Origin of the sequence: Bacillus haynesii, assembly GCF_014042035.1 — a bacterium.
Classification (GTDB): Bacteria; Bacillota; Bacilli; order Bacillales; family Bacillaceae; genus Bacillus; species Bacillus haynesii.
This window is the reverse complement of record NZ_CP059494.1, coordinates 2250428-2273031: the sequence shown is the minus strand read 5'-3', so window position 1 is coordinate 2273031 and position 22604 is coordinate 2250428. Positions and strand designations below refer to the sequence as shown.

21 protein-coding genes are annotated in these 22604 nt (G+C 47.0%); 18 read left to right on the top strand and 3 right to left on the bottom strand.

Annotated elements, in window-relative coordinates; all coding sequences use genetic code 11:
* The first annotated feature begins 241 nt into the window (after positions 1 to 241).
* The 5 genes from H2R00_RS11290 to H2R00_RS11270 all read left to right on the top strand — a co-directional run bounded on the left by H2R00_RS11290 (position 242) and on the right by H2R00_RS11270 (position 4106).
* Entirely contained in the window at positions 242 to 961 is a 720-nt protein-coding gene (locus H2R00_RS11290; RefSeq protein WP_003179658.1) for a YebC/PmpR family DNA-binding transcriptional regulator, read from the top strand.
* A gap of 145 nt (positions 962 to 1106) precedes the next feature.
* Positions 1107 to 1316 (top strand): helix-turn-helix transcriptional regulator, encoded by a 210-nt coding sequence (locus tag H2R00_RS11285; RefSeq protein WP_020450493.1) that lies wholly within the window; start codon positions 1107 to 1109, stop codon positions 1314 to 1316.
* Positions 1309 to 1623: a DUF2178 domain-containing protein gene (locus tag H2R00_RS11280; RefSeq protein ID WP_182069072.1), complete on the top strand. Its 315-nt coding sequence runs from the start codon at positions 1309 to 1311 to the stop codon at positions 1621 to 1623. Before H2R00_RS11285 ends, H2R00_RS11280 begins: the two co-directional genes overlap by 8 nt.
* Positions 1624 to 1780: 157 nt before the next feature.
* The gene (gene yfmT, locus H2R00_RS11275) at positions 1781 to 3238 is read left to right on the top strand and encodes a benzaldehyde dehydrogenase (protein WP_182069071.1); all 1458 of its coding nucleotides are present in this window, start codon (positions 1781 to 1783) and stop codon (positions 3236 to 3238) included.
* Between the two features lie 16 nt (positions 3239 to 3254).
* Positions 3255 to 4106, top strand: coding sequence for a methyl-accepting chemotaxis protein (locus tag H2R00_RS11270; RefSeq protein WP_023855786.1), 852 nt, complete (start codon positions 3255 to 3257; stop codon positions 4104 to 4106).
* Between the two features lie 152 nt (positions 4107 to 4258).
* On the opposite strand, the gene cyoE is transcribed toward H2R00_RS11270, so the two are convergent.
* Positions 4259 to 5176 carry a heme o synthase gene (gene cyoE / locus H2R00_RS11265; protein ID WP_182069070.1) on the bottom strand — a complete coding sequence of 306 codons (918 nt, stop codon included), beginning with the start codon at positions 5174 to 5176 and terminating at the stop codon, positions 4259 to 4261.
* Positions 5177 to 5322: 146 nt separating this feature from the next.
* Here cyoE and H2R00_RS11260 point away from each other — a divergent pair, with 146 nt between their 5' ends.
* From H2R00_RS11260 to H2R00_RS11245, 4 genes are all read left to right on the top strand, one after another.
* Positions 5323 to 5928, top strand: coding sequence for a TetR/AcrR family transcriptional regulator (locus H2R00_RS11260; RefSeq protein WP_182069069.1), 606 nt, complete (start codon positions 5323 to 5325; stop codon positions 5926 to 5928).
* A gap of 215 nt (positions 5929 to 6143) precedes the next feature.
* Complete coding sequence (locus H2R00_RS11255) at positions 6144 to 6644, top strand: PM0498 family protein (RefSeq protein WP_182069068.1); 501 nt, start codon at positions 6144 to 6146, stop codon at positions 6642 to 6644.
* Between the two features lie 376 nt (positions 6645 to 7020).
* A complete protein-coding gene (locus H2R00_RS11250; protein ID WP_182069067.1) occupies positions 7021 to 8445 on the top strand; it encodes an SLC13 family permease in 1425 nt (474 codons plus the stop codon).
* 84 nt (positions 8446 to 8529) lie between these two features.
* The gene (locus H2R00_RS11245; protein ID WP_182069066.1) at positions 8530 to 10419 is read left to right on the top strand and encodes an ABC-F family ATP-binding cassette domain-containing protein; all 1890 of its coding nucleotides are present in this window, start codon (positions 8530 to 8532) and stop codon (positions 10417 to 10419) included.
* Positions 10420 to 10467: 48 nt separating this feature from the next.
* Here H2R00_RS11245 and H2R00_RS11240 read toward each other — a convergent pair whose 3' ends face one another.
* On the bottom strand, positions 10468 to 11361 hold the full coding sequence (locus H2R00_RS11240) for a LysR family transcriptional regulator (RefSeq protein ID WP_182069064.1): 894 nt from the start codon (positions 11359 to 11361) through the stop codon (positions 10468 to 10470).
* A 125-nt stretch (positions 11362 to 11486) separates the two neighbouring features.
* Here H2R00_RS11240 and H2R00_RS11235 point away from each other — a divergent pair, with 125 nt between their 5' ends.
* On the top strand, positions 11487 to 12152 hold the full coding sequence (locus H2R00_RS11235; protein WP_154996448.1) for a DJ-1/PfpI family protein: 666 nt from the start codon (positions 11487 to 11489) through the stop codon (positions 12150 to 12152).
* Between the two features lie 229 nt (positions 12153 to 12381).
* On the opposite strand, the gene folE2 is transcribed toward H2R00_RS11235, so the two are convergent.
* The gene (gene folE2, locus H2R00_RS11230) at positions 12382 to 13284 is read right to left on the bottom strand and encodes a GTP cyclohydrolase FolE2 (RefSeq protein ID WP_182069062.1); all 903 of its coding nucleotides are present in this window, start codon (positions 13282 to 13284) and stop codon (positions 12382 to 12384) included.
* A gap of 132 nt (positions 13285 to 13416) precedes the next feature.
* Here folE2 and H2R00_RS11225 point away from each other — a divergent pair, with 132 nt between their 5' ends.
* The 8 genes from H2R00_RS11225 to bioB all read left to right on the top strand — a co-directional run bounded on the left by H2R00_RS11225 (position 13417) and on the right by bioB (position 22592).
* Entirely contained in the window at positions 13417 to 14529 is a 1113-nt protein-coding gene (locus tag H2R00_RS11225; protein WP_182069060.1) for an NAD(P)/FAD-dependent oxidoreductase, read from the top strand.
* Complete coding sequence (locus H2R00_RS11220; RefSeq protein ID WP_182069058.1) at positions 14523 to 16196, top strand: nucleoside recognition domain-containing protein; 1674 nt, start codon at positions 14523 to 14525, stop codon at positions 16194 to 16196. The genes H2R00_RS11225 and H2R00_RS11220 overlap by 7 nt, the downstream gene beginning before the upstream one ends.
* 65 nt (positions 16197 to 16261) lie before the next feature.
* Positions 16262 to 17464: a GTP-binding protein gene (locus H2R00_RS11215; RefSeq protein WP_182069056.1), complete on the top strand. Its 1203-nt coding sequence runs from the start codon at positions 16262 to 16264 to the stop codon at positions 17462 to 17464.
* A 183-nt stretch (positions 17465 to 17647) separates the two neighbouring features.
* Positions 17648 to 18418: a 6-carboxyhexanoate--CoA ligase gene (gene bioW / locus H2R00_RS11210; RefSeq protein ID WP_182069054.1), complete on the top strand. Its 771-nt coding sequence runs from the start codon at positions 17648 to 17650 to the stop codon at positions 18416 to 18418.
* Positions 18415 to 19761, top strand: a complete 1347-nt coding sequence (gene bioA / locus H2R00_RS11205) for an adenosylmethionine--8-amino-7-oxononanoate transaminase (RefSeq protein WP_154996436.1) — start codon at positions 18415 to 18417, stop codon at positions 19759 to 19761. Before bioW ends, bioA begins: the two co-directional genes overlap by 4 nt.
* Entirely contained in the window at positions 19751 to 20890 is a 1140-nt protein-coding gene (gene bioF / locus H2R00_RS11200) for an 8-amino-7-oxononanoate synthase (protein WP_182069052.1), read from the top strand. The genes bioA and bioF overlap by 11 nt, the downstream gene beginning before the upstream one ends.
* Complete coding sequence (bioD, locus tag H2R00_RS11195; protein WP_182069050.1) at positions 20887 to 21594, top strand: dethiobiotin synthase; 708 nt, start codon at positions 20887 to 20889, stop codon at positions 21592 to 21594. Before bioF ends, bioD begins: the two co-directional genes overlap by 4 nt.
* Positions 21591 to 22592 (top strand): biotin synthase BioB, encoded by a 1002-nt coding sequence (bioB, locus tag H2R00_RS11190; protein WP_182069048.1) that lies wholly within the window; start codon positions 21591 to 21593, stop codon positions 22590 to 22592. The genes bioD and bioB overlap by 4 nt, the downstream gene beginning before the upstream one ends.
* The last annotated feature ends 12 nt before the right edge of the window (positions 22593 to 22604 follow it).

Sequence of the window (22604 nt, the reverse complement as noted above, 5' to 3'; positions counted from 1 at the left end):
TTACGGTGCTTGCTTTTTATTACATTCGTTCATTTGACCGGAATCGTGTTTTGATTGCAGGAATTTTTGTTACTGTTTGTGAAAAAAAGCAGAAGAAAAACAGCGGAAAACTCGCGTCTTAGGGCGGATTTCCAAAAAAATGTCGTAAATTCGATGCATCAATTTGATGAAATCGCCGGGCCCTGCGGTATAATAGATTTTGTGAATGAAAGATTCAATGTTGAAAGAGAGTGGTTACATCATGGGCCGTAAATGGAACAATATAAAAGAGAAGAAAGCGTCCAAGGATGCGAATACGAGCCGAATCTACGCCAAGTTCGGCCGCGAAATCTATGTGGCGGCAAAGCAGGGAGAGCCCGATCCCGAACTGAACCAGAACCTGAAATTCGTGCTTGAGCGCGCCAAAACATACAATGTCCCGAAAGCGATTATTGAGCGGGCGATCGAAAAAGCGAAGGGCGGCTCTGAGGAAAATTACGACGAGCTACGCTATGAAGGCTTCGGTCCGAACGGAGCGATGGTGATCGTTGACGCGTTGACAAACAACGTCAACCGCACGGCTGCTGATGTGCGCTCCACATTTGGCAAAAACGGCGGAAACATGGGTGTGAGCGGATCTGTCGCTTACATGTTTGATCCGACGGCCGTCATCGGCTTTGAAGGCAAAACGGCTGATGAAACGCTCGAATTATTGATGGAAGCGGATATCGATGTCCGTGATATTTTAGAAGAAGACGATGCGGTGATCGTCTATGCTGAGCCCGATCAGTTCCACGCCGTACAGGAGGCGCTGCAAAACGCCGGCATCACAGAGTTCACGGTGGCCGAGCTGACCATGCTCGCGCAAAATGACGTCGCCCTTCCAGAGGATGCGCGCGCCCAGTTTGAAAAGCTTATTGACGCGCTGGAAGATTTGGAAGACGTTCAGCAAGTTTACCATAATGTCGATTTAGGGGCGTAAAAAGAAATCGGGGAGGAAAAGGATAGATGAACAGGACGAGTGCCTGTTTTGTCTATCTTTTTTATTTGTAAAGTGAACTTGACATCTGATTGTTTGTTAAGTATACTTTACGTATAGTAAACTTTACATTTCCAATGGAGGAAAGATGAAAACGTTAATAAAGGAAAAGCGCACTTCGCTGAACATGACACAAGAAGAATTGGCTAAAAGGCTCGATGTGTCAAGGCAAACAGTGATTTCCCTTGAAAAGGGAAAGTATAAACCTTCACTCGTTCTGGCGCATAAACTGGCTCAAATTTTTGAATGTCTGATTGAAGATTTATTTATTTTTGAGGGGGATGAAAATATTGACTGAAACGATGGCAAACATATTGATCGCTTTAGCGGGTTTAGGAATAGGCGTGCTCGGGATCGTAATTGTTTACAGCGTAAACAGACGGATTGGCAAAAAAGAGAGGCTGTTCGATGAACGTCAACAGAAGATTAGCTATCAGGCTAAGGCGCTCTCCTGGAACATTACAATGGCCGCCATTTTAATTGCCTGGGCGTTGGTGATCATTTTCCAAGGGATATCCTTTTCATTTTTCTTAATAACAGGTTTATATATCCTGCAATGTTTATCAATGCTGATCACAACCGTTTACCTTGCGCAGAAAAATTAAGCGGTGCTGTTCCCCTTGTATCCGGATTTTACCGATTTGTCGGTGAAATCTTTTTTTATATCCAAAAGACCCATAAGATTGAATTTTCTTGAAAGACTGCCGATACATATGATGTAGTCTAACTTTTCCCAAAACTGTTTGATAGGAGATGGACTGAATGATTCAAATGACTGACCTCAACCGTCAATACATAGGAGGGGAATGGAGAGACGGCCAAAGTGAAAGCGTATTGGCCGATCTGAATCCTTTTACCCATAAAACGATTACCTCTTTTCGGAAAGCGACGCGGGAGGATGTCGATGCGGCGTACAAAGCTGCGCTTGAGGCGAAAAAGAAATGGGATGGCGTCAATCCCTATGAAAAAAGGGCGATTTTAGAAAAAGCCGCAGCTTATATTGAAGAAAATAGGGAAGCAATTGTGTTTCTCATTATGGAGGAGCTTGGCGGAACACGGCTGAAAGCAGCTTTTGAAATCGATCTTGTCGTCAATATGATCAAAGAAGCAGCTGGCTTCCCGCTTAAAATGGAAGGCAAAATTCTCCCTTCACCGGTTGATGGGAAAGAAAACCGGATCTACCGCATTCCGGCAGGAGTGGTCGGCGTCATCAGTCCGTTCAACTTTCCGTTCTTTTTATCTGTAAAATCGGTTGCGCCTGCGCTTGGCGCCGGGAACGGCGTTGTCCTAAAGCCGCATGAAGAAACACCGATTTGCGGCGGCACGCTGATTGCAAAGATTTTTGAAGAAGCCGGTCTTCCGGGGGGACTTCTGAATGTTGTCGTCACGGATATCGGGGAAATCGGCGACAGCTTCGTTGAGCATCCGATTCCGAGAATCATCTCGTTTACCGGATCAACGAAGGTCGGCAGCTATATCGGGCAGCTGGCGATCAAACATTTCAAAAAACCGCTGCTTGAGCTCGGCGGAAACAGCGCACTGATCGTTCTCGAGGATGCCGATTTGGAATACGCCGTCAATGCCGCGGCTTTCAGCCGCTTCACACATCAAGGGCAAATTTGCATGTCGGCCAACCGGATTCTCGTTCAAAAAGAAGTGTATCCGGAATTTTTAAAGCTGTTCAGTCAAAAAATCTCCGGGCTTAAAACTGGTGATCCGCTGGATCCTGAAACTGTGATCGGCCCTGTCATTAATGAACGCCAAGCTGAACATTTAAGAAAATCGATTGAAAAAGGAATCGAAGAAGGCGCCACACCGTTTCTCAAAGGCGATATTAAAGGCAATCTTGTCGAGCCGACGATTCTTGTGGATGTCACGCCTGATATGTCTGTCGCCAAGGAAGAGCTGTTCGGCCCGGTTGTATGCGTCATGCCGTTTGAGACCGAAGCAGAAGCGGTTGAGATCGCGAATGACACTTCGTTCGGACTGAGCGGAGCCGTACATACGGGAAATGTGGAGCGCGGCGTTGCCATCGCAAAGCAAATCGAGACGGGCATGATCCATGTCAATGACACCACGATCAACGACGAGCCGCATGTCGCTTTCGGCGGTGAAAAGCAATCGGGGATCGGAAGGCTGAACGGCGAGTGGAGCCTTGACGAATTTACGACATTAAAATGGATTTCCGTCCAGCACCAGAAAAGGATTTTTCCATATTAAAAGGAGGATTTGATACATGAATGAAGCAGTAAAAACGGACATCCACCCGCTGCTGGATGCTTTTGTGAAAGTGGCGCCGTTTCTGAATCAGCTGATCCAGGACGATGTGACAGTGGGGATTTACGATACCGAAAAGCTGATCGTCAACATCCCGGGAAAGACGTTTTCCCTTGATGTCAAAGCGGGTGATCCTTTGCAGGAAGGCGATATTATTACAGACGCCATCCGCCAAAACAAAAAGAAAGTAAGCATGGTGCCTAAGGAGCTGTTCGGCTTCCCCCTTGCGGCAAGAGCGATCCCGCTCCACGACGAGAACGGAAGGGTTATCGGCGGAGTCGGGCTCGGCACGAGTCTTGAAAAATCGGATCAGCTTCACCGCGTCGCGGAAAGCCTGTCGGTCATCGTCGAGCAGACGGCCTCAGCCATTCAGGATATCGCCGAATCTGTCAGCGGATTTTCCGGACAAATGTCCGACATTTCCAAACAGGCGAAAGAAGTCAGTGAAAGCGCCGGAGAAATCGAGAAAATTTCAGTCACTGTAAAAGGCATTTCAGATCAAAGCAACCTGCTCGGACTGAACGCGGCGATTGAAGCGGCGAGAGCCGGAGAGTCAGGAAAAGGATTCTCCGTCGTCGCCGACGAAATCCGCAAGCTTGCGACACACTCAAAAGAAAACGTCGGTCAGATTGACCAAATCACGAAGAAAATCCACGCGTTATTGAAAGACCTTGAGCATTCGATCGAAGTCATCAATGAACATACGAGCGGCCAGGCCGCCGGCGTTGAACAAATTTCCGCCACGATGCAGGAGATCAGCAGCAACGCGCAAAACCTCGCCAAGATGGCGGAACATCATTTTGAAGACTAGATATAGAAAAAAAACTGCCTGACAATGTGTCGGCAGTTTTTTTATTTAACATTACTGCATTAGCGATCGAAATGACTAACGCTAAATATGGATCATGAGTATGTTATACTGCAGTTCCTTCAAACGTGTAAAGAAGAGACGAAATCAAATAACTATATATTAAAAATAACTCCGATAAGAGAATAGATAATGACAGTTGAAAAAAGAATTGTCATATGAATCAGAGAGTAAATAAACATGGATTTTGCCCAATTCTCTGAATCCATTTTTTTGTAACCATACACACTAAGAATCAACCATATAACACCTAATAGAAGGGCAACCAGCATAATGCCAAGGCTTAAAGAAATAAAAAGGAGACTTGTCCCGATAAGGATGATTAAATAAATATTAGTTTGTATATATGTTCTTTTAACTCCTTTGACAACAGGTAGCATTGGAACTTTCGCAGCCTTATACTCATCATTTTTTCGAATGGCTATAGCATAAAAATGAGGCATTTGCCATATCACAGATGTCACAAAAAGACCGAGAACAGCAGGATGTGTGATGTCCGGATAGACAGCTGACCATCCAATGAGAGGCGGCATAGCTCCGCCGAGACTCCCGACCTCTGTATTGTAAACTGTTCTTCTTTTACTCCACATGGTATACGGGACAATATAAAAAAACAATCCTAGAAACCCTAGGAATGCCGCCAGATAAGTGGTGAACGCAAGAATTATTACTCCGGAAATCGCCATAAAGATACCGAGCCATAGAACTGTTTTAGGCTTTATTTCTCCTGTAACAGTTGGTCTGTTTTTGGTTCTCTCCATAAGAGCATCTATATCTCGGTCATATAAGTTGTTAAAAGCTCCTGCCGCTCCCATTACTAAAATAGAACCAATTAAAGCAAAAATGATTTCTGGTAATTTCTCAGAAAGGCTGATTTTAAAAGTGTATAAAGATAATGTTAATCCAGAAAACATCGGAATAAGGTTAGATTTAATAATTCCTGTTTTCATGGTTTTTGACAATATGATGGACACAGGCTGCTTATCCGTTTTGATATTATTTTCAATTTGCATGATTCTTCTCCTTTTTTAATGGCCACACGTTGATTTAGAGAAGTACTAGTGATTAATGGATTAAATTATGATACCTTTCAGAATATACATACTATATGGTATATTAATTCTTAGTAGTATGATTGTCAAGAAGAGGAGGAAGAAGAATGCTTAGAAGAAGGTTAACCCAAAAAGAGCGAAAAGAGGAAACGCGTCAATTGCTGTTAGAATCGGCTGTTGAGATTTTTTCAGAGCTTGGCTTTCATGGGGCTTCTGTTGAAAAAATTGCTGAACATGCCGGATTTAGCAAAGGAGCGGTTTATTCAAATTTTAAATCTAAGGAAGAGCTCTTTCTGGCCTTATTGGAACAACAAATGAATCTACATGTGAATAACATCGATCAAATCATAGATAAACAGCATTCACTTTCACATTTTATTGAAACAATGAATGATCATTTTGTCTCAGTGGTGAAAGAAAATCATAAATGGATGATTTTAAATATGGAGTTTCTTCTTTATGTGATGCGTAATGAGTCAATGCGCTACAAATGGTCTTGCATGATTAGGGAGTCTGTGGACCGGATCTCCAAGTCTGTTGCGAAACTAATGTCGAAAGAGAATCATGAGATTACGCTATCTTCGGAAGAAATCGCTTGGACTATTTTTTCACTGGAAAATGGTCTTGCGATATTCAATTTTATTAATGGAGAAAGCGTCCCGATGAATTTATATGGAAAAGCACTAAAAAATTTGCTTTCAGCCTATGAATGACGGTAGGAAAAATTAAATGTTAGATTCAACTTTATACAATTTGATTCAACAAATAGCTGAAGGTAGCAACAAGAGTGCCTGAGGCCAATTTATGAATAAATTGGCAGCATTAATGGGGAAAGGCTTATAGAAATGCTTTAGTGTTTCTTCAAAAACATTAATGTGTTTTAAAACCCAAAAGGTGAATTAATCGTATATTAAAAGGTGGTGATATTTTGAAATTTAACAAATTAATGAAGAGTTACTTAAATGAAATAAACACTAATGGCAATTTAATAAAAGAATATAATATTTCAGATATATTTGAACGCATAGTACCTGAAGTGATAGAGTGGGATAGCTGTGTTCTTATTAAAAATATAGAAAGTACGGATTTGCCTGATTACTTTTCGCCCAATCGGTTTATCAAAAACAGAACCGAATTAGAGATCATACACAATCATTTTCATTTAGATGAATATACAAATAAAGAATGTTCGCCTTTGCAACTTCTCTCTAAAGGAATTCAAATAATGAAAAAAATAGAGTCTGTTTTAAAAGAGCAGTTTCCACGATTGAGCTTTTATTTAGCGATGTCTTTTGACAAAAATGATTTGGACTGTACCATTAGATTCCATACGATTAGAGAAAATGAAGAATGCTGGCTGGACGAAGATCTTGAAAGTTATCGAGAAGCTATTTTAGTCTATATTGTTTCAAAAGTCGAATTGGGGTGATTCGTTGACCATTCCATAAACAGAGGGGAAATTTGTTCCATATCAACAAATTCATTTTTTAGACCAAAAAATCAAAATAGAGATTCATCAATCATTACATAGAAATGAATCAGATCGGCAGTTATAAGAAATTGAACATTTTTCTTACTTTGATAATCTTGAATGTACAATAGTTTCTCATATTATGTATGAGATCTCTCAATGAAGCTTTTTCATTACCAAAATAAAAGGAGTTTATCTGAATTAATCAGCGGCTGCTCTTTCTAGCCTCAGTTTCAATGTTAATTTAAATTTTATTTTAAATTTTTTAGAGGAATTTTCCCCGGTCAAAGCGAAAGTGATGGAATGGAAACCGCTTTCAAGGGGGATGGGATAGATGAGAGTATATACAACGACTAAACTGACCGGATTGTTATTGGGGCCGATCAGTTTTTTGCTGATTCTCGGCTTGATACCGGAAGCTGAGCTGGCCTACGCGCCGCGGATCGTTCTTGCGGTTACAGCTTGGACGGCCGTCTGGTGGATTACGGAAGCCGTGCCGATTCCGGCTGCATCGCTCTTGCCAGTCATTTTGCTGCCGACATTGGGCGGTTTAGATATGGAAACGACGGCTAAAGCATACGGCGATCCGATTGTGTTTATGTATATGGGGGGATTTATCATTGCAATCGCCATCGAAAAATGGAACCTTCATAAACGGATGGCTTTGCATATTTTGAAGCGGATCGGGGCTGAAAGCCATCGAATCGTGCTCGGTGTGATGGTAGCGACGGCGTTTTTATCGATGTGGATTTCAAATGCTGCCACCGCTTTAATGATGCTTCCCGTAGCGCTAGCAGTCATTAAAGAAGTGCAGGAAAAAGAAATTTTAAAAGGCGAATCGCTGCAGAAGTTCAGCAAAAGCATTTTGCTGGCTGTCGCGTATGCGGCGTCGATCGGCGGACTTGCTACATTGGTCGGCTCCGTTCCGAATGCGGTCTTTGCCGCGATGTCCAAACAGATGCTCAATCACGAAATTATGTTTTTTGAATGGTTTTTATTCGGGTTCCCGGTTTCTGTTCTGTTTCTTGCCATTTTATATGTTTATTTAACGAAAATGAAATTTAAAGTGAGCACCTTTCAAGGAAAAAAACCTGATTTTATCGATCATGATTTAAAGGCGCTTGGCGCAATGACGAGGGAGGAAAAATCGGTTTTTGCCGTTTTTTTGTTAACCGCATGTTTGTGGATGTTCAAATTCATCCTGCCGTTTCAAATTTCAGATACATCGATCGCGATTTTCGGAGCGGTTCTGCTGTTTTTACTTCCAAGTACAAAAGATGAACGGATTTTGGAATGGAAGGATATGCAGTCGCTGCCGTGGGGGCTGCTTCTGTTGTTTGGAGGCGGCTTGTCGCTTGCGGCCGGTTTTTCGGCGACCAATCTGACGGCGTGGATCGGCGGCAAGCTCAAGCTGTTGGAAGGCCACCCTTACTTATTTGTGCTGATTATTTTGACGGCTGCGATTTTATTTATGACCGAAATCATGTCGAATACGGCTGTCGCCAATATGGTGATTCCGATGACGATCGGCCTTGGCGCCGCGCTTCAAGTCGAGCCGTACGGACTGATGGCGGCAGCTGCGCTTGCTTCATCATGCGCCTTTATGCTTCCGATCTCCACCCCGCCGAATGCCGCCGTCTTCAGCTCCAATCTGCTGACGATGAAGGATATGGTCAGGGCGGGCTTTTGGCTCAATATTGCAGGTGTCGTCTTGATCGTGATCAGCGTATATTTCTGGCTTCCGGCCGTCTTTCTATAATGTCCGTGAAAAAGCTCTCACTAGTTTTCTCGCATCATCTGCATTAAAATAAGGTTATGACATTACGTTAGGATTGGTAGACAGATGAGCATTTTTAAAGCGGAAGGTTTATATAAAACTTACGGAGATAAAACATTATTTGACCATATATCGTTCCATATCGAAGAAAACGAACGGATCGGCTTGATCGGACCGAACGGAACAGGAAAAAGCAGTTTGCTGAAAGTGATCGCCGGCCATGAATCGACCGAAAAAGGAGACATCACCAAGCCCGGCAGCCTCCATATCGAGTACTTGGATCAGGATCCTGATTTGGACGGCCCTGAAACCGTGCTTGAGCACATTTATTCGGGAGATTCCGTGATGATGCGGACGATGAGGGCGTATGAGCAGGCTCTTCAGGAGCTGAATGCGTCGCCTGATGATCCGAGGAAGCAGGAAAACCTGCTGGCGGCACAGGGGAAAATGGACGAACATGGCGCCTGGGACGCGAATACGGCGGCAAAAACGATTTTGACGAAGCTTGGCGTCGCGGATGTGGCAAAAGAAGTGAGCTCCCTTTCCGGAGGGCAAAAAAAGCGGGTTGCGATCGCGAAAACATTGATTCAGCCTGCTGACCTCCTTATTTTGGATGAGCCGACAAACCACCTTGACAATGAAACAATCGAATGGCTTGAAGGCTATTTGAGCGGATATCCGGGCTCCGTCGTCCTCGTCACCCATGACCGCTACTTTTTAAACCGGGTGACCAACAGGATCTATGAACTGGATCGCGGGCGCCTATACACATACAAAGGGAACTACGAAGTGTTTTTGGAAAAGCGGGCCGAAAGAGAAGCGCTCGCCGAACAAAGCGAAACGAAGCGGCAAAACCTTCTCAGAAGGGAGCTTGCTTGGCTGAGAAGGGGAGCCAAAGCCCGTTCGACAAAACAAAAAGCAAGAATTCAGCGAGTGGAGGAACTAAAGGAACAGGACGCGCCTGAAACTGGTTCTTCCCTTGATTTCGCCATCGGCTCCCACCGTCTCGGCAAGCAGGTCATTGAAGCGGAAGGCGTTGATATCAGCCGCGGCGGCAATCAGCTTGTCCGTTCATTCGATGAATTGATTGTGCCGGGGGATCGGATCGGCATCATCGGACCGAACGGGATCGGCAAAACAACGCTTTTAAACGCGCTTGCCGGGCGCATTAAGCCTGACGGAGGGCAGATCACGATCGGCCAGACCGTAAGAATCGGCTATTATACACAGGATCACAGTGAAATGAACGATGCGCTGCAAGTCGTCGAATACATCAAGGAGACGGCTGAGGTCGTCAAAACGGCCGACGGACAAGTGGTCACAGCTGAGCAGATGCTGGAAAGGTTCCTCTTTCCGCGGGGCGTGCAGCGCAACTTGATCCGCAAGCTGTCAGGCGGGGAAAAGAGGCGCCTTTATCTCTTGAAAGTGTTGATGGAGGAGCCGAACGTCCTGTTCCTCGATGAGCCGACAAACGACCTTGATACCGAGACGCTCGGGGTGCTGGAAGATTACTTGGAGCAGTTTCCCGGCGTTGTCGTGACCGTATCCCATGACCGCTATTTCCTTGACCGCGTAATCGACAGGCTGCTTGTATTTGAAGGCGGCGGAAACGTTTCGCGTTTTCAAGGTTCATACAGCGAATATATGGAGAAGCAAAAGGAAACGAGCCGTCAAAATCCGGCGCCTGAAGCCGCTGAACCTGTCAAACCTGAGAAAAAGAAAAGGAAGAAGCTGTCTTATAAAGATCAGCTGGAATGGGACGGCATCGAAAACAGAATCGCCGGTCTGGAAGAAAAGCATAAACGGCTTGAAGAGGAAATCGCAGCCGCCGGCAGCGACTTCGCCAAGATTCAGACGCTGATGGAAGAGCAAAACAAAACAGCCGAGGAGCTTGAAGAGGCGATGGAGCGTTGGACTGAGCTGTCGCTGATGATCGAGGAGCTGGAACAATCGTAATGGATGCTGCCGGGTAAAACCGGCAGTTTTTAATTTGCCGGGCTTTTTTCACTCGTTACAAAAATAGCCGGTTACTTTTTCCTTTAATAAAGACGCCGCCAGACTCAGCTCCCTGTCTTGATGGACGATGAGCCCGTGCGTGGAGACAATCGGGGCAGCCACAGGCAGCCGTTTGAATTGCTTGGCTTCAAGTTCTTGTTTGACGGCGATTTCCGGAATGAAGGCAAAGCCGATGCCGCATTTTACCGCCTGTTTGATCATGGCGATGCTTGGGTATTCCAGGGCGCTGTTTCCTTCAATCCCGGCTTCTTGCAATAATCTGCCCGCTTTTGTGTGGTAGACGCAGCTTGTGCCGAAGCTGATGAATGTTTCGCGGCTAAGAGCGCCAAGGCTCTCAGATTCAACCTTTTCAGCGAGATCATTGGAAGCGATGAACACCAGCTTTTCTTCGAGCAAAGGGATAAAAAGGGTGTCGGGCCGGTTCGGATTTTGCGGTACGATTCCGAAATCTACGGCATGGTTCAGCACCTGCTGAACGATATCGTGCTGGAACCCGCTTTCCAATTGTAATCTGATCTTTGGATATTCTTTAAGAAAATTCCGGATCAGGGGAGCCGTGCGCGTCAGAAAAAACGATTCTTGCATGCGGATGCGGATGGTTCCTTGCGGCTGATCCAGTTCATTCATCGCTTCTTCCAAGGTGCTGCCTAAATGAATAAATTGATAGGCATATTTGCTTAGCTTCAAACCGGCCGGTGTCGGACTCACACCTCTTGACAGCCGGTGAAACAAACGCTGTCCGCAAGCCTGTTCCAAGAGCTGAATATGACTGGTGACCGTCGACTGTACATACCCCAGCCGATCAGCGGCGCGGCTGAAATTTTTTTCTTCCATGACGGCGATGAAGGTTTTAAAAAATTTCCCCTCTAAAAGCTCAATCATAGCTTGTCATCCCCTTGCTATCGAAAATTAAAATGGATTCTATCGTAATCATTCATAAGTAAAATGGTTCTCTCCATGATATCGTAGGTTTTGCAAGAATAAAAGAAAAATTGAGGAGGAAAACAATGAAAAGAACGAGAGGATTCAGACTTGGCGTGTACATTTTCAAGGATGCTGAAATCATCGACTATGCTGCCCCATACGGAGTGTTTTCAGTAGCGAGGAGGCTCGATCCTGAACTAGACGCCTTTCTTGTGGCGGATGCGATGAAACCGGTTCAGACGCAAGCCGGGCTTACCATTCATCCGAATTACAGCTTCAATGACCAGCCTGATATGGATGCCTTTTTAATTCCGGGCGGTTTCGGCACTCGACAGGAGACCAACAACAAACGGCTGCATCAGTTTATCCGCTCTCTGCCTGAGTCGACGCTTTTGGTGAGCGTATGTACAGGTTCATGGATTTACGGGCGCATGGGGCTCTTAGACGGGCTTTCCGCCACAAGCCGGAAAGAGCCGGATCGGCTTGAGGCGTCAGAGATGGGGCAAGTTCCGATCGACCGCTTGGCGGACATCGCGCCGGCCTGCCGCGTCAGCCGGGCGAGAATCGTCGACAGCGGACGGATCATCACCGCCGGGGGAATTGCTTCAGGCATGGAAATGGGCTTTCACTTATTGAGAAGAGCGGGCTATGATGAATACTTCATAGAAGAAACGGCGCGGGTTATGGAGTATCAAGAGGGGTACAGCCAGTATCGGGATGATATTGAATACGTGCGGCACATGAAGTAGCCGAAGCTGCCGGGGAGAACCCGGCAGTTTACAACGGTTCGTCTGCCTGTAGCACGACTTCAAGCAAACAGGGGAAACATTCCCAATTCGGAGGGTTTTTCGCGGTTTGTCTGTTTACATCGGTATTATACATTTTTTCATTGCTTCTGTTTAAAACAGCCGGGCCCTGAATCAATCAAAAGCTGCATAAGGATCGAGGCTGCCGGAAAAACCGGTAGCTCTTTTTAATTTATATTTTGGAAAACGACAGCCGCGCCACGGCATCGTGCAAGTGAATCGATTCTTCGTTCCGGCATTCGATCTCAAAGGCGGAGATCCAGTCCATTTCGTATAAGTCAGCAGCTGTTAAGCGAATGACGTCTTCTACAAATCTTGGATTCTCATAAGCCTGTTCAGTGACTCTCTTTTCATCGGGCCTTTTTAAGACGGGATGGAGCTGTGCGCTTGCGTTCGTTTCCGCTGCGGCAAGAAGCTCGCTTTTAAAATCTTCCGGCATCTCCGCCTGTTCATTGATATGCGCGGTGATCTTGATGATGCCGCGCTGGTTATGGGCGCTGTATTCGCTGATTTCTTTTGAACACGGGCAGAGCGTCGTCACATGGGCGGTGATACCGGCGGTTTGTGAAAAGCCTTTGTTTTCATGATAAGAGACTGTCATATGGATATCGGCGTGCATCAGTCCGGACAATTTGGTTTCCGGGCTGAGGCGTTCGAAATACCATGGAAAAGTGACGGAGACGGATGCGCTTTGCTGCTCCATATTGTCAGCTAAATCCTTCGCAAAATCTTTCAGTGTATGGAAGTCAACCGTCCAGTTTGCTTCGTAGTAGCGCTGCAGCTGTTCTGTCAGGCGGCTCATATTGATTCCTTTGCAGTCGCGCGCAAGGCTCGTCGTAAAGGAAAAAGCGCCGATCGTCGTTTGTGTAAACGGCTTGAGCGAGGATGCAATCAGTATCGGATGCGAAACGTTTGAGACACCGACATGGTCAATGTCAAAAAAATAGTCGTTCGGTGTATTTTGAATATCCTTCATCTGTTCTTTATCGGTCGGTTTTATTCCTTTCACGGCTTCGACAGATCCGAAGCGGCGGTGGCGTTCGGGTTTTGCGGGCAAATGCAGTTTACGTTCCATTGATGAGACCCCTTTCTGTTGTAAATCGAAATAGTTCCTATTTATTTTGAGGGAATGCTGTGATAAAATCAAGTGGTCATGTCTAAAGCATGTAATTTAAATCGAAATGATTTCGTTTAGGGAGTGGTTGTTTTGCAGCATAGCGAAATCGTCATTGTTGGAGCGGGACCCGCAGGTATTGGAATGGGGATCATTCTGAAAAAACTCGGTTTTCAATCGTTTACGATTTTGGAAAAAGACCGTGCAGGAGCTTCATTCCGAAGCTGGCCTGAAGAAATGAAACTGATAACACCGTCCTTTACCGGGCAGGGATTCGGGGCTTTGGATTTAAATGCTGTTGCTCCGGGAACATCCCCTGCCTTTACTTTTCACCGCGAGCACTTGAGCGGGCGGGAGTATGGAGATTATTTGGCGCTTTTGGCCGATCATTTTCAACTTCCAATTCAAGAAGGCACATCGGTTCGCAGCGTTCATAAAGCCGACAGCGGTTTTTCAGTTGAAACTAATAAAGGCATGATGATGGCCAAAGACGTTATTTGGGGAGCCGGTGAATTCCAATTTCCGAAATATTCGTTTCACGGTGCAGAGATTGGCATCCACAACAGCAAGATCGCCAGATGGAGCCAATTTGAAAAAGCCCATTATTACGTAGTAGGCGGCTATGAAAGCGCAATGGACGCGGCGGTTCAACTGGCGTCCTATGGCAGCGATGTGACGGTTGTGATGCCGAATTCGCTCATCGAAAACGCTGAAGCCGATCCAAGTCGGTCGATTTCACCTTATACATGGGAGCGTCTTGAAGTTGCGTATGAAAAAGGGAAAGTTCAGTTTTTGGAAAAAGCCGTTGTAGAAAAACTGGCGAAAAACGGACCAGCCTATGATTTATATTTGTCAGACGGGAGGAAAATACGCTCGGAAACACGGCCGATTATCGCGACAGGCTTTCATTCCGGGGCAAAACAAATCGAGCATTTGTTTGAATGGGGAGAGAACGGCAAACCGCTTTTAACGAATAAAGATATGTCGACCGTGACGGACGGTCTTTATTTAGTCGGGCCGAGCGTTCAGCACCAAAACGCCGTCTTCTGTTTCATTTATAAATTCAGGCAGCGATTCGCCGTCATCGCTGAGCATTTGTTGGAAAAACGAAAGTTTTCGATCGATGAAAAGGTGCTGACAGAATACAGGGAAAATCAAATGTTTCTCACGGATTTGAGCTGCTGTGAGGTGCAGTGTGAATGCTGAAAGAGCCAACGCGGCGGCAGCGCATGCTCTTCATCGGACTCGAATCGGCCGGGAAAACAACGCTTTTTTCCGCGATCACGGATCAGAGAGCAGGCGAAGCAGCCAATGTGAAAGGATCGACGATATTTGCGGCTGAACGGGAGATCAAAAGCCTTCCGGGCTGGCAAGCCATTGATACACCGGGCATTCGGGAGGATGACAGGGTGTCGAAAAGAGCGCTGAAAAAAGAGATCGAAAAGGCCGATGGGGTGGTTGCCGTCTTGCGCGGCACCCATTTTTCAGAAGAGCTGAACGCGGTCTTGGACCTGATTCCGCCGGATGCCCGGCGCGTCTGCTTTATCGTTACGTTTCAGGATAAAATGACGGACGCCATGCGCCGGACGCTTTCTGAGCAAGTGGCCAAGCACAGTCTCCCGGTCCTGCTGGTTGATACGAGAACCGTGACAGACGATAAAAAAGAACGGATCATCGCTTTTTTAAGAAAAGAGGCTGAATTTCATCCGCTCAAACGGAGGCGGATGAAACAGATTGAACTTGAAAGTGTGACTGTTCAGCAGTTTGTGTTTCATCGTCCCGTAGTGGGGCCTGTTGTGAGCACTGCACTTTTATGTTTGTTATTTATGGCGCCGATCGTATTGGCTTATCATACATCAGAGTGGATGCAGCAATACGCGGACAAATGGGCCGTTGAACCGCTCCAAAATACGGTCGGAGGCTTGCCGTCATGGCTGAGCGCGGCATTGGCGGGGAATTATGGCCTGTTATCCCTTGGCATTTACTCGTTTGTTTGGGCGTTTCCTGTCGTTCTGTTTATGTCTATAGCGAATGCGGCAGCAGATGATTCGGGTTTAAAGGACCGGATCGTCAATTCATTGGACCCGCTGATGCGGAAGATCGGTCTGAACGGCCGCGATTTAGTTCCGCTTTTGACCGGATTTGGCTGTAATGTCGTTGCCGTTCAGCAGACGCGGTCGTGCAGCATGTGTACGAGAAAGCGTTGTGTATCATTTATTTCTTTCGGATCAGCGTGCAGCTACCAAATCGGCGCGACACTGTCAATTTTTCATGCTGCGGGAAGGGAGTGGCTGTTTATTCCTTACCTCGCTGTTCTTGTAGCCGCAGCGGCCGCTCATAACCGGATATGGTATCGCGTCGATCAGAAATGGGCCGCTTACTTTGAGCACCGGCAAACGTTTTTGCAGATGCCGTCCTGGAAAGGGATCGTCTTTCGAGTAAAAGAAGTGCTTCAGCAATTTATCTTTCAGGCGATGCCGATCTTTCTCATCATTTGCCTGGCGGCGACAGTATTGAATGAACTCGGTGTCTTCCGTCTTGTGACATTGCTTGTCTCGCCTGTTTTAAGCCTGTTCGGTGCTCCGGAAGAGGCGGCGCCGGGCCTTGTTTTTTCTCTGATCAGGAAAGACGGCATTCTCTTGTTCAATGAAGGGAATGGAGCGCTTCTTGACGTGCTGCCGGGGGCAACGCTCTTTCTTCTCATTTACTTGGCATCAACCTTTACTCCATGCATGGTGACGGTTTGGACAATTGCCAAGGAACTGGGGATGAAAACGGCTGCAGCCATTACGGGAAAACAGATGGCCACTTCAGTTGTTTCGGTTTTGATCATCATGATCATCTGGAAGCTGACGCGTTGCATTGTTAAATAAATTGTGGTGAAATAAAAAATAAATCGTAATTATTACGATTTGATACGAGGAAGGAGAATGAAAAAATGAGTAAAAAGATTCCTGTAACAGTATTAAGCGGATACCTGGGGGCGGGTAAAACGACGCTGCTGAATCACATATTGCAAAACCGCCAAGGGCTGAAAGTCGCCGTTATCGTTAATGACATGAGCGAAGTCAACATTGACGCCGGGCTTGTCAAGCAAGGCGGCGGCCTGTCGAGAACGGATGAAAAGCTGGTCGAAATGTCAAACGGCTGCATTTGCTGCACACTCAGAGAGGATTTGCTTGTTGAAGTCGAAAAACTGGCGAAGCAAGGAAATATTGATTATATCGTGATCGAATCGACCGGTATCAGCGAACCGATCCCGGTCGCTCAGACGTTCTCTTACATCGACGAAGAATTGGGCATTGATTTGACCCGGTTCTGCCGCCTGGACACAATGGTCACGGTTGTCGACGCCAATCGTTTTTGGCGCGATTTTCAGTCGGGGGACAGCCTGCTGGACCGGAAAGAGGCTGTCGGTGAAGAGGATGAACGCGACATCGCCGATCTGCTCATCGATCAAATCGAGTTTTGCGATGTGCTGATTTTGAATAAATGCGACCTTGTCTCTGAGGAAGATCTGAAAAAGCTTGAGAAAGTGCTGAAAACGTTGCAGCCTAAAGCAAACATCATCAGAGCGGTCAAAGGAGAGGTCGATCCGAAGGTCATCTTAAACACCGGTCTCTTCAATTTTGACGAAGCAAGCGGTTCAGCAGGCTGGATCAGGGAATTAAACCAAGGACACCACCAGCATACGCCAGAGACTGAAGAATACGGAATATCTTCGTTTGTATACGAAGCGCGCCGTCCTTTTCATACAGAGCGGTTTTATAATTGGATTCATTCGCTGCCGGAAAACGTCGTCAGGGCGAAAGGAATCGCCTGGTGTGCGACGCGCAACAGCCTTGCCCTTTTGATGTCGCAGGCGGGTCCTTCCGTGTCGCTGGAACCGATCTCTTATTGGGTGGCTGCGCTGTCCAAGCCGGAACAGGAACAAATCCTCAGTCAGAACCCTGAGCTATTAAAAGAATGGAATGAAGAATTCGGAGACCGCCACACAAAGCTCGTCTTTATCGGGTTGGATCTGTCGCCGTCAGAAATTACCGCAGAAGCGGATCGATGCCTTTTAACAGATTCGGAGATGGCGGACGACTGGTCGCTTTTATCCGACCCGTTCGATTGGCAGATTGAAAGAGCGAGATAAGTAAACTCCCATATTAAGACAAAAGAGAGACATCTCTTTTGTCTTTTTTTTTTCAAACAAACCGGTGTTTTGTACGCCATGTTGACATATCAGAAAAGGAATACTAATATTTTTATTGTAATGTTAACTAATATTATTTGTGGGTTAACATATAAGCGCGGTGTTTGAAGGGGGGATGAAAGCATGAAGGGGGAAGCGTATTACAGTGTGAGAATGAGAGCCTCCGAGAACGGTCCCCATGAAGAGGGGGGAAAACACATATCCGGAGGAGAGCGGCTTGCGCCTTTCATCGGTTTAAAGGATGCCGTCAGCGATTTATTGGAAAAAGCATTGTCTCATTCGCGGGGCAAGCCGGACTTTATGCAAATTCGGTTCGATCTTGTAAACGAACCGATAAAGCTTGTTCAACCTTTGCGCATTGAAACGAATGAAACGGAATCAGCGGAAGAAGGACAAGCGCTTGCCCGTGAGCTGATCAGCCGCGCCGGCGTACCGGAAAACGCGGTTGACAAAGCGTTTCAAGGCATTGCCGAATACTCGGACGTAAGGGGCGCCGTTTTGTTTGACATTCATTCAGGCCGGAGGATTGATGGAAGAAAAGAAAAAGGAGTGCGCGTCTCACGGCTCGATTGGCCGGAAACCAATTTTCAAAGGTGGGCGGCTTCGTGCGGAATGCCGCCAAATCCGCGGTTGAAAGAGGCGCTTGCCATCGCTTCAAAGGTATGTGAGCACCCGGCCGTCGTCGCCGAATTATGCTGGTCGGATGACCCTGATTACATAACGGGCTATGTTGCCGCCAAAAAGCTGGGTTATCAGAGGATTACAAAGATGAAAGAGCATGGAGACGAAAGCGGCTGCCGGATTTTTTTTGTTGATGGATTAGCAGATGTAAAGAGCTGTATAGCCAGTTTGGAAAAACAGCCTGTATTCATTCGGTCGGGAGGTAAATCATGAATCAATCATTCGTTGAAAAAAGCAAACAATATCTTTGGCTGCCTTTTACCCAAATGAAAGACTATGACGAAAACCCGCTGATCATCGAAAGCGGGAAGGGCATCAAGCTGAAAGATATCGACGGCAGGGAGTACTACGACGGATTTTCTTCAGTATGGCTCAATGTCCATGGCCATCGCAAGAAGGAACTGGATGAGGCCATCAAAAAACAGCTCGGCAAAATCGCTCATTCGACATTGCTGGGGATGACAAATGTTCCTGCGACAGAGCTTGCCGAGGTGTTAATCAAGATCACGCCGGAAAATCTGACGCGTGTTTTTTATTCGGACAGCGGCGCTGCAGCAATGGAAATCGCGCTGAAAATGGCCTTTCAATATTGGAAAAACATCGGCAAGCCGGAGAAACAAAAATTCATTTCGATGAAAAACGGCTATCACGGCGATACGATCGGCGCTGTCAGCGTCGGTGCGATCGAGCTTTTCCACCATGTATACGGGCCGCTTATGTTTGAAAGCTTTAAGGTAAACGTTCCTTACGTATACCGCTCGAAAAGCGGCCACCCGGACGAGTGCCGCGATGAATGTCTCGCAGAACTCGAACAACTTCTGAGCGAGCGGCACGGTGAGATCGCCGCGCTGTCGGTCGAATCGATGGTCCAAGGGGCATCAGGGATGATCGTGATGCCTGAAGGATATTTGGCAGGCGTCCGGGAGCTTTGTACGAAATATGATGTTTTAATGATTGTCGATGAAGTGGCAACAGGCTTCGGCCGAACCGGGAAAATGTTTGCCTGTGAGCATGAACGTGTTCAGCCTGACTTGATGGCGGCTGGTAAGGCCATTACCGGAGGCTATTTACCAATCGCCGTAACTTTTGCGACAGAGGAAATTTATCAGGCATTTTATGATGACTACGACAAACTGAAAACGTTTTTCCACGGCCATTCGTACACGGGGAACCAGCTTGGTTGTGCTGTTGCTTTGGAAAATTTGCGCCTGTTCGAATCGGAAAAAATCGTCGCTCAAGTTGCCGAAAAATCGAAAATACTGGAATCGCTCTTTCATGATCTGGCAGCGCTCCCTCATGTCGGCGACATCCGTCAGCTCGGTTTTATGAGCGGGATCGAGCTCGTTCAGTCGAAGGAAACGAGGCAGCCTTATCCGTCTGAAGAGCGAATCGGATACCGGGTGTCTTTGAAAATGAGAGAGCTTGGCATGCTGACAAGACCGCTCGGGGATGTTGTCGCATTTCTTCCTCCGCTCGCCAGCACCGCCGATGACTTGCGCGCCATGGTGGCCATTATGAAAGAAGCGATTCAAGAGGTTACAGGCCGTGCACATTGACGAATGGCTCAGCAGCCGGCTCGCAAAGACGAAGGCAGCCGGGCTTTACCGCTCGCTTAAACTGCCTCAAGCTGAGCGTACGAATTGGGCGTCAAACGATTATTTGGGTCTGGCCAACGACAAACGGCTGATTCACGCCGCAGAAACGGCGCTCCGCAGCTTTGGAGCCGGAAGCACAGGATCAAGGCTGACGTCCGGCAATACCGCATGGCATGAAAAACTTGAGCGGAAAATCGCCGGTTTTAAGCAGGCGGAAGCGTCTCTCTTGTTTTCAAGCGGATATTTGGCCAATGTCGGCGTGCTTTCGTCTTTGCCTGAAATAGGAGACGTCATATTAAGCGACCAATTGAACCATGCCAGCATCATCGACGGCTGCCGCCTTTCAAAAGCTGATACAGTTGTTTACCGTCACAAGGATATGAATGACCTTGAAGAAAAGCTCCGCGCCGCACAGAGCCGTGCACGTCGCTTTATTGTGACAGACGGCGTGTTCAGCATGGACGGCACGATTGCGCCGCTTGATGAAATCATGCTGCTCGCCAAGCAGTACCGGGCCTTTGTCATCGTTGATGATGCCCACGCAACAGGGGTTTTGGGAGAAGCCGGCAGGGGAACGAGCGAGTTTTTCGGCGTCTCTCCCGATGTTGTCATCGGCACGTTAAGTAAAGCTGTAGGCGCAGAAGGCGGCTTCATCGCGGGCTCTAAAACATTGATCGATTTTTTGCTGAATCATGCGAGAACATTTATCTTTCAAACGGCTGTCCCGCCCGCAAGCTGTGCGGCGGCATGCAAAGCTTTAGACATCATCGAAGACAGCCGGGATAAACGCCGGCTTTTGCAATCATCGGTGAACACGCTCAAACGGGGTCTCGAGGATATCGGGTTTACGGTCAAGGGAGAAGATACGCCGATCATACCGGTTATGATCGGAGATCCCCAAAAAGCTGTTCGATTTGCAAGCGGCCTGAAGGAGAAGGGAATTGATGTCCCGGCCATCCGCCCGCCCACTGTTGCAGAAGGAGAGAGCCGGATCAGGTTGACCGTCACCGCAGACCGCAGGTTGAGAGAGATTGAAGAACTATTAGAGGGGTTTAAATTAATGGGAAGAGAGTTGAACTTGGTGAAATGAAGGGTTTTTTTGTAACGGGAACAGATACGGGAGTCGGGAAGACGTTTGTCGCTTGCGGCCTTGCCGCTTTGTTGAAAGAGCAGCATGTTGATGTCGGCGTGTTTAAGCCGTTTTTGAGCGGCGAGCTCACTAGCGATCCGCAGAGTGATACAGCTCTTTTGAAGACCATGTCTGAAACGTCTCTCACTGATGAAGAGGTTACGCCTTTTGTATTTAAAGAGCCGCTTGCACCTTACACAGCTGCGAAGCTCGAAAGGAGGACCGTCGAGCTGGAAGATGCCGTGAACCATTGGAAAAAGATAAAGGATCGGCACGATTGCTTCATCGTTGAAGGGGCAGGCGGGATTGCGGTGCCGCTCGGAGAGGATTATTTCGTCAGCGACTTGATCAAAGCGCTCGATTTGCCGGCTGTCATTGTGGCGCGTCCCAATCTCGGAACGATCAACCATACGTATTTAACCGTCCAATACGCAAAACAAATGGGGATACGCGTGATCGGCATCGTGATCAACGGCATCAGCAGCCGGCCGGGACTTGACGAACAGACGAATCCGGACATGATTGAAAGATTATGCGGTGTGCCACTCCTTGGCGTTATACCGAAGCTTGAAGACGCTTCACCAACACAAATTCAAAACATGATCAAGGATCATGTCGATGTTTCCTTGATTATGAATCAAATGCAAATGGGGGCAGAAAAATGAATCAGTGGATGGAACTTGCAGAACGTGTGCTGGATGGCGGAGAAGTAACTGAAAAAGAGGCGCTTTCCATCTTGGAATGTCCGGATGACGAAGTTCTCCTGCTTATGCATGCCGCTTTTCAAATCAGAAAACGCTACTACGGAAAAAAAGTAAAGCTCAATATGATTATGAATGCAAAATCCGGCCTTTGTCCGGAAAACTGCGGCTATTGCTCGCAGTCTTCGATATCAAAAGCGCCGATCGACAGCTACCGGATGGTCGACAAAACGACCTTGCTTGAAGGTGCAAAGCGTGCACACGATTTAAATATCGGAACGTACTGCATCGTGGCGAGCGGCAGAGGCCCGTCCAACAGAGAAGTCAATCAAGTGGTCGACGCCGTTAAAGAAATTAAAGAAACATACGGCTTAAAAGTCTGTGCATGCCTCGGACTGCTAAAGCCCGAACAGGCTGAGCGGCTGAAGGAAGCCGGAGTGGACCGGTACAATCACAACATCAATACATCAAAAACCAACCATTTAAACATTACAACGTCCCATACGTATGATGACAGGGTGAACACTGTGGAAACAGCCAAAAAATCCGGGATGTCCCCATGCTCGGGCGTCATCGTCGGGATGAAAGAGACGAAGCAGGATGTCGTCGATATGGCGAAAAGTTTAAAGGCGCTTGATGCCGACTCGATTCCGGTTAATTTTTTGCATGCGATCGACGGGACTCCGCTGGAAGGGGTCAATGAATTGAATCCGCTTTATTGTTTAAAGGTTTTGGCTTTGTTCCGCTTTATCAACCCGACAAAGGAAATCCGCATTTCAGGGGGGCGCGAAGTCAACCTCCGCTCCTTGCAGCCGTTGGGGCTGTATGCCGCCAATTCGATCTTCGTCGGAGACTATTTAACAACGGCAGGACAGAATGAAACAGAGGACCATAAAATGCTCCATGATTTAGGATTTGAAGTCGAATCGGTGGAAGAAATGAAAGCCAGTTTACAGCAGTAACACGGGGGAGAT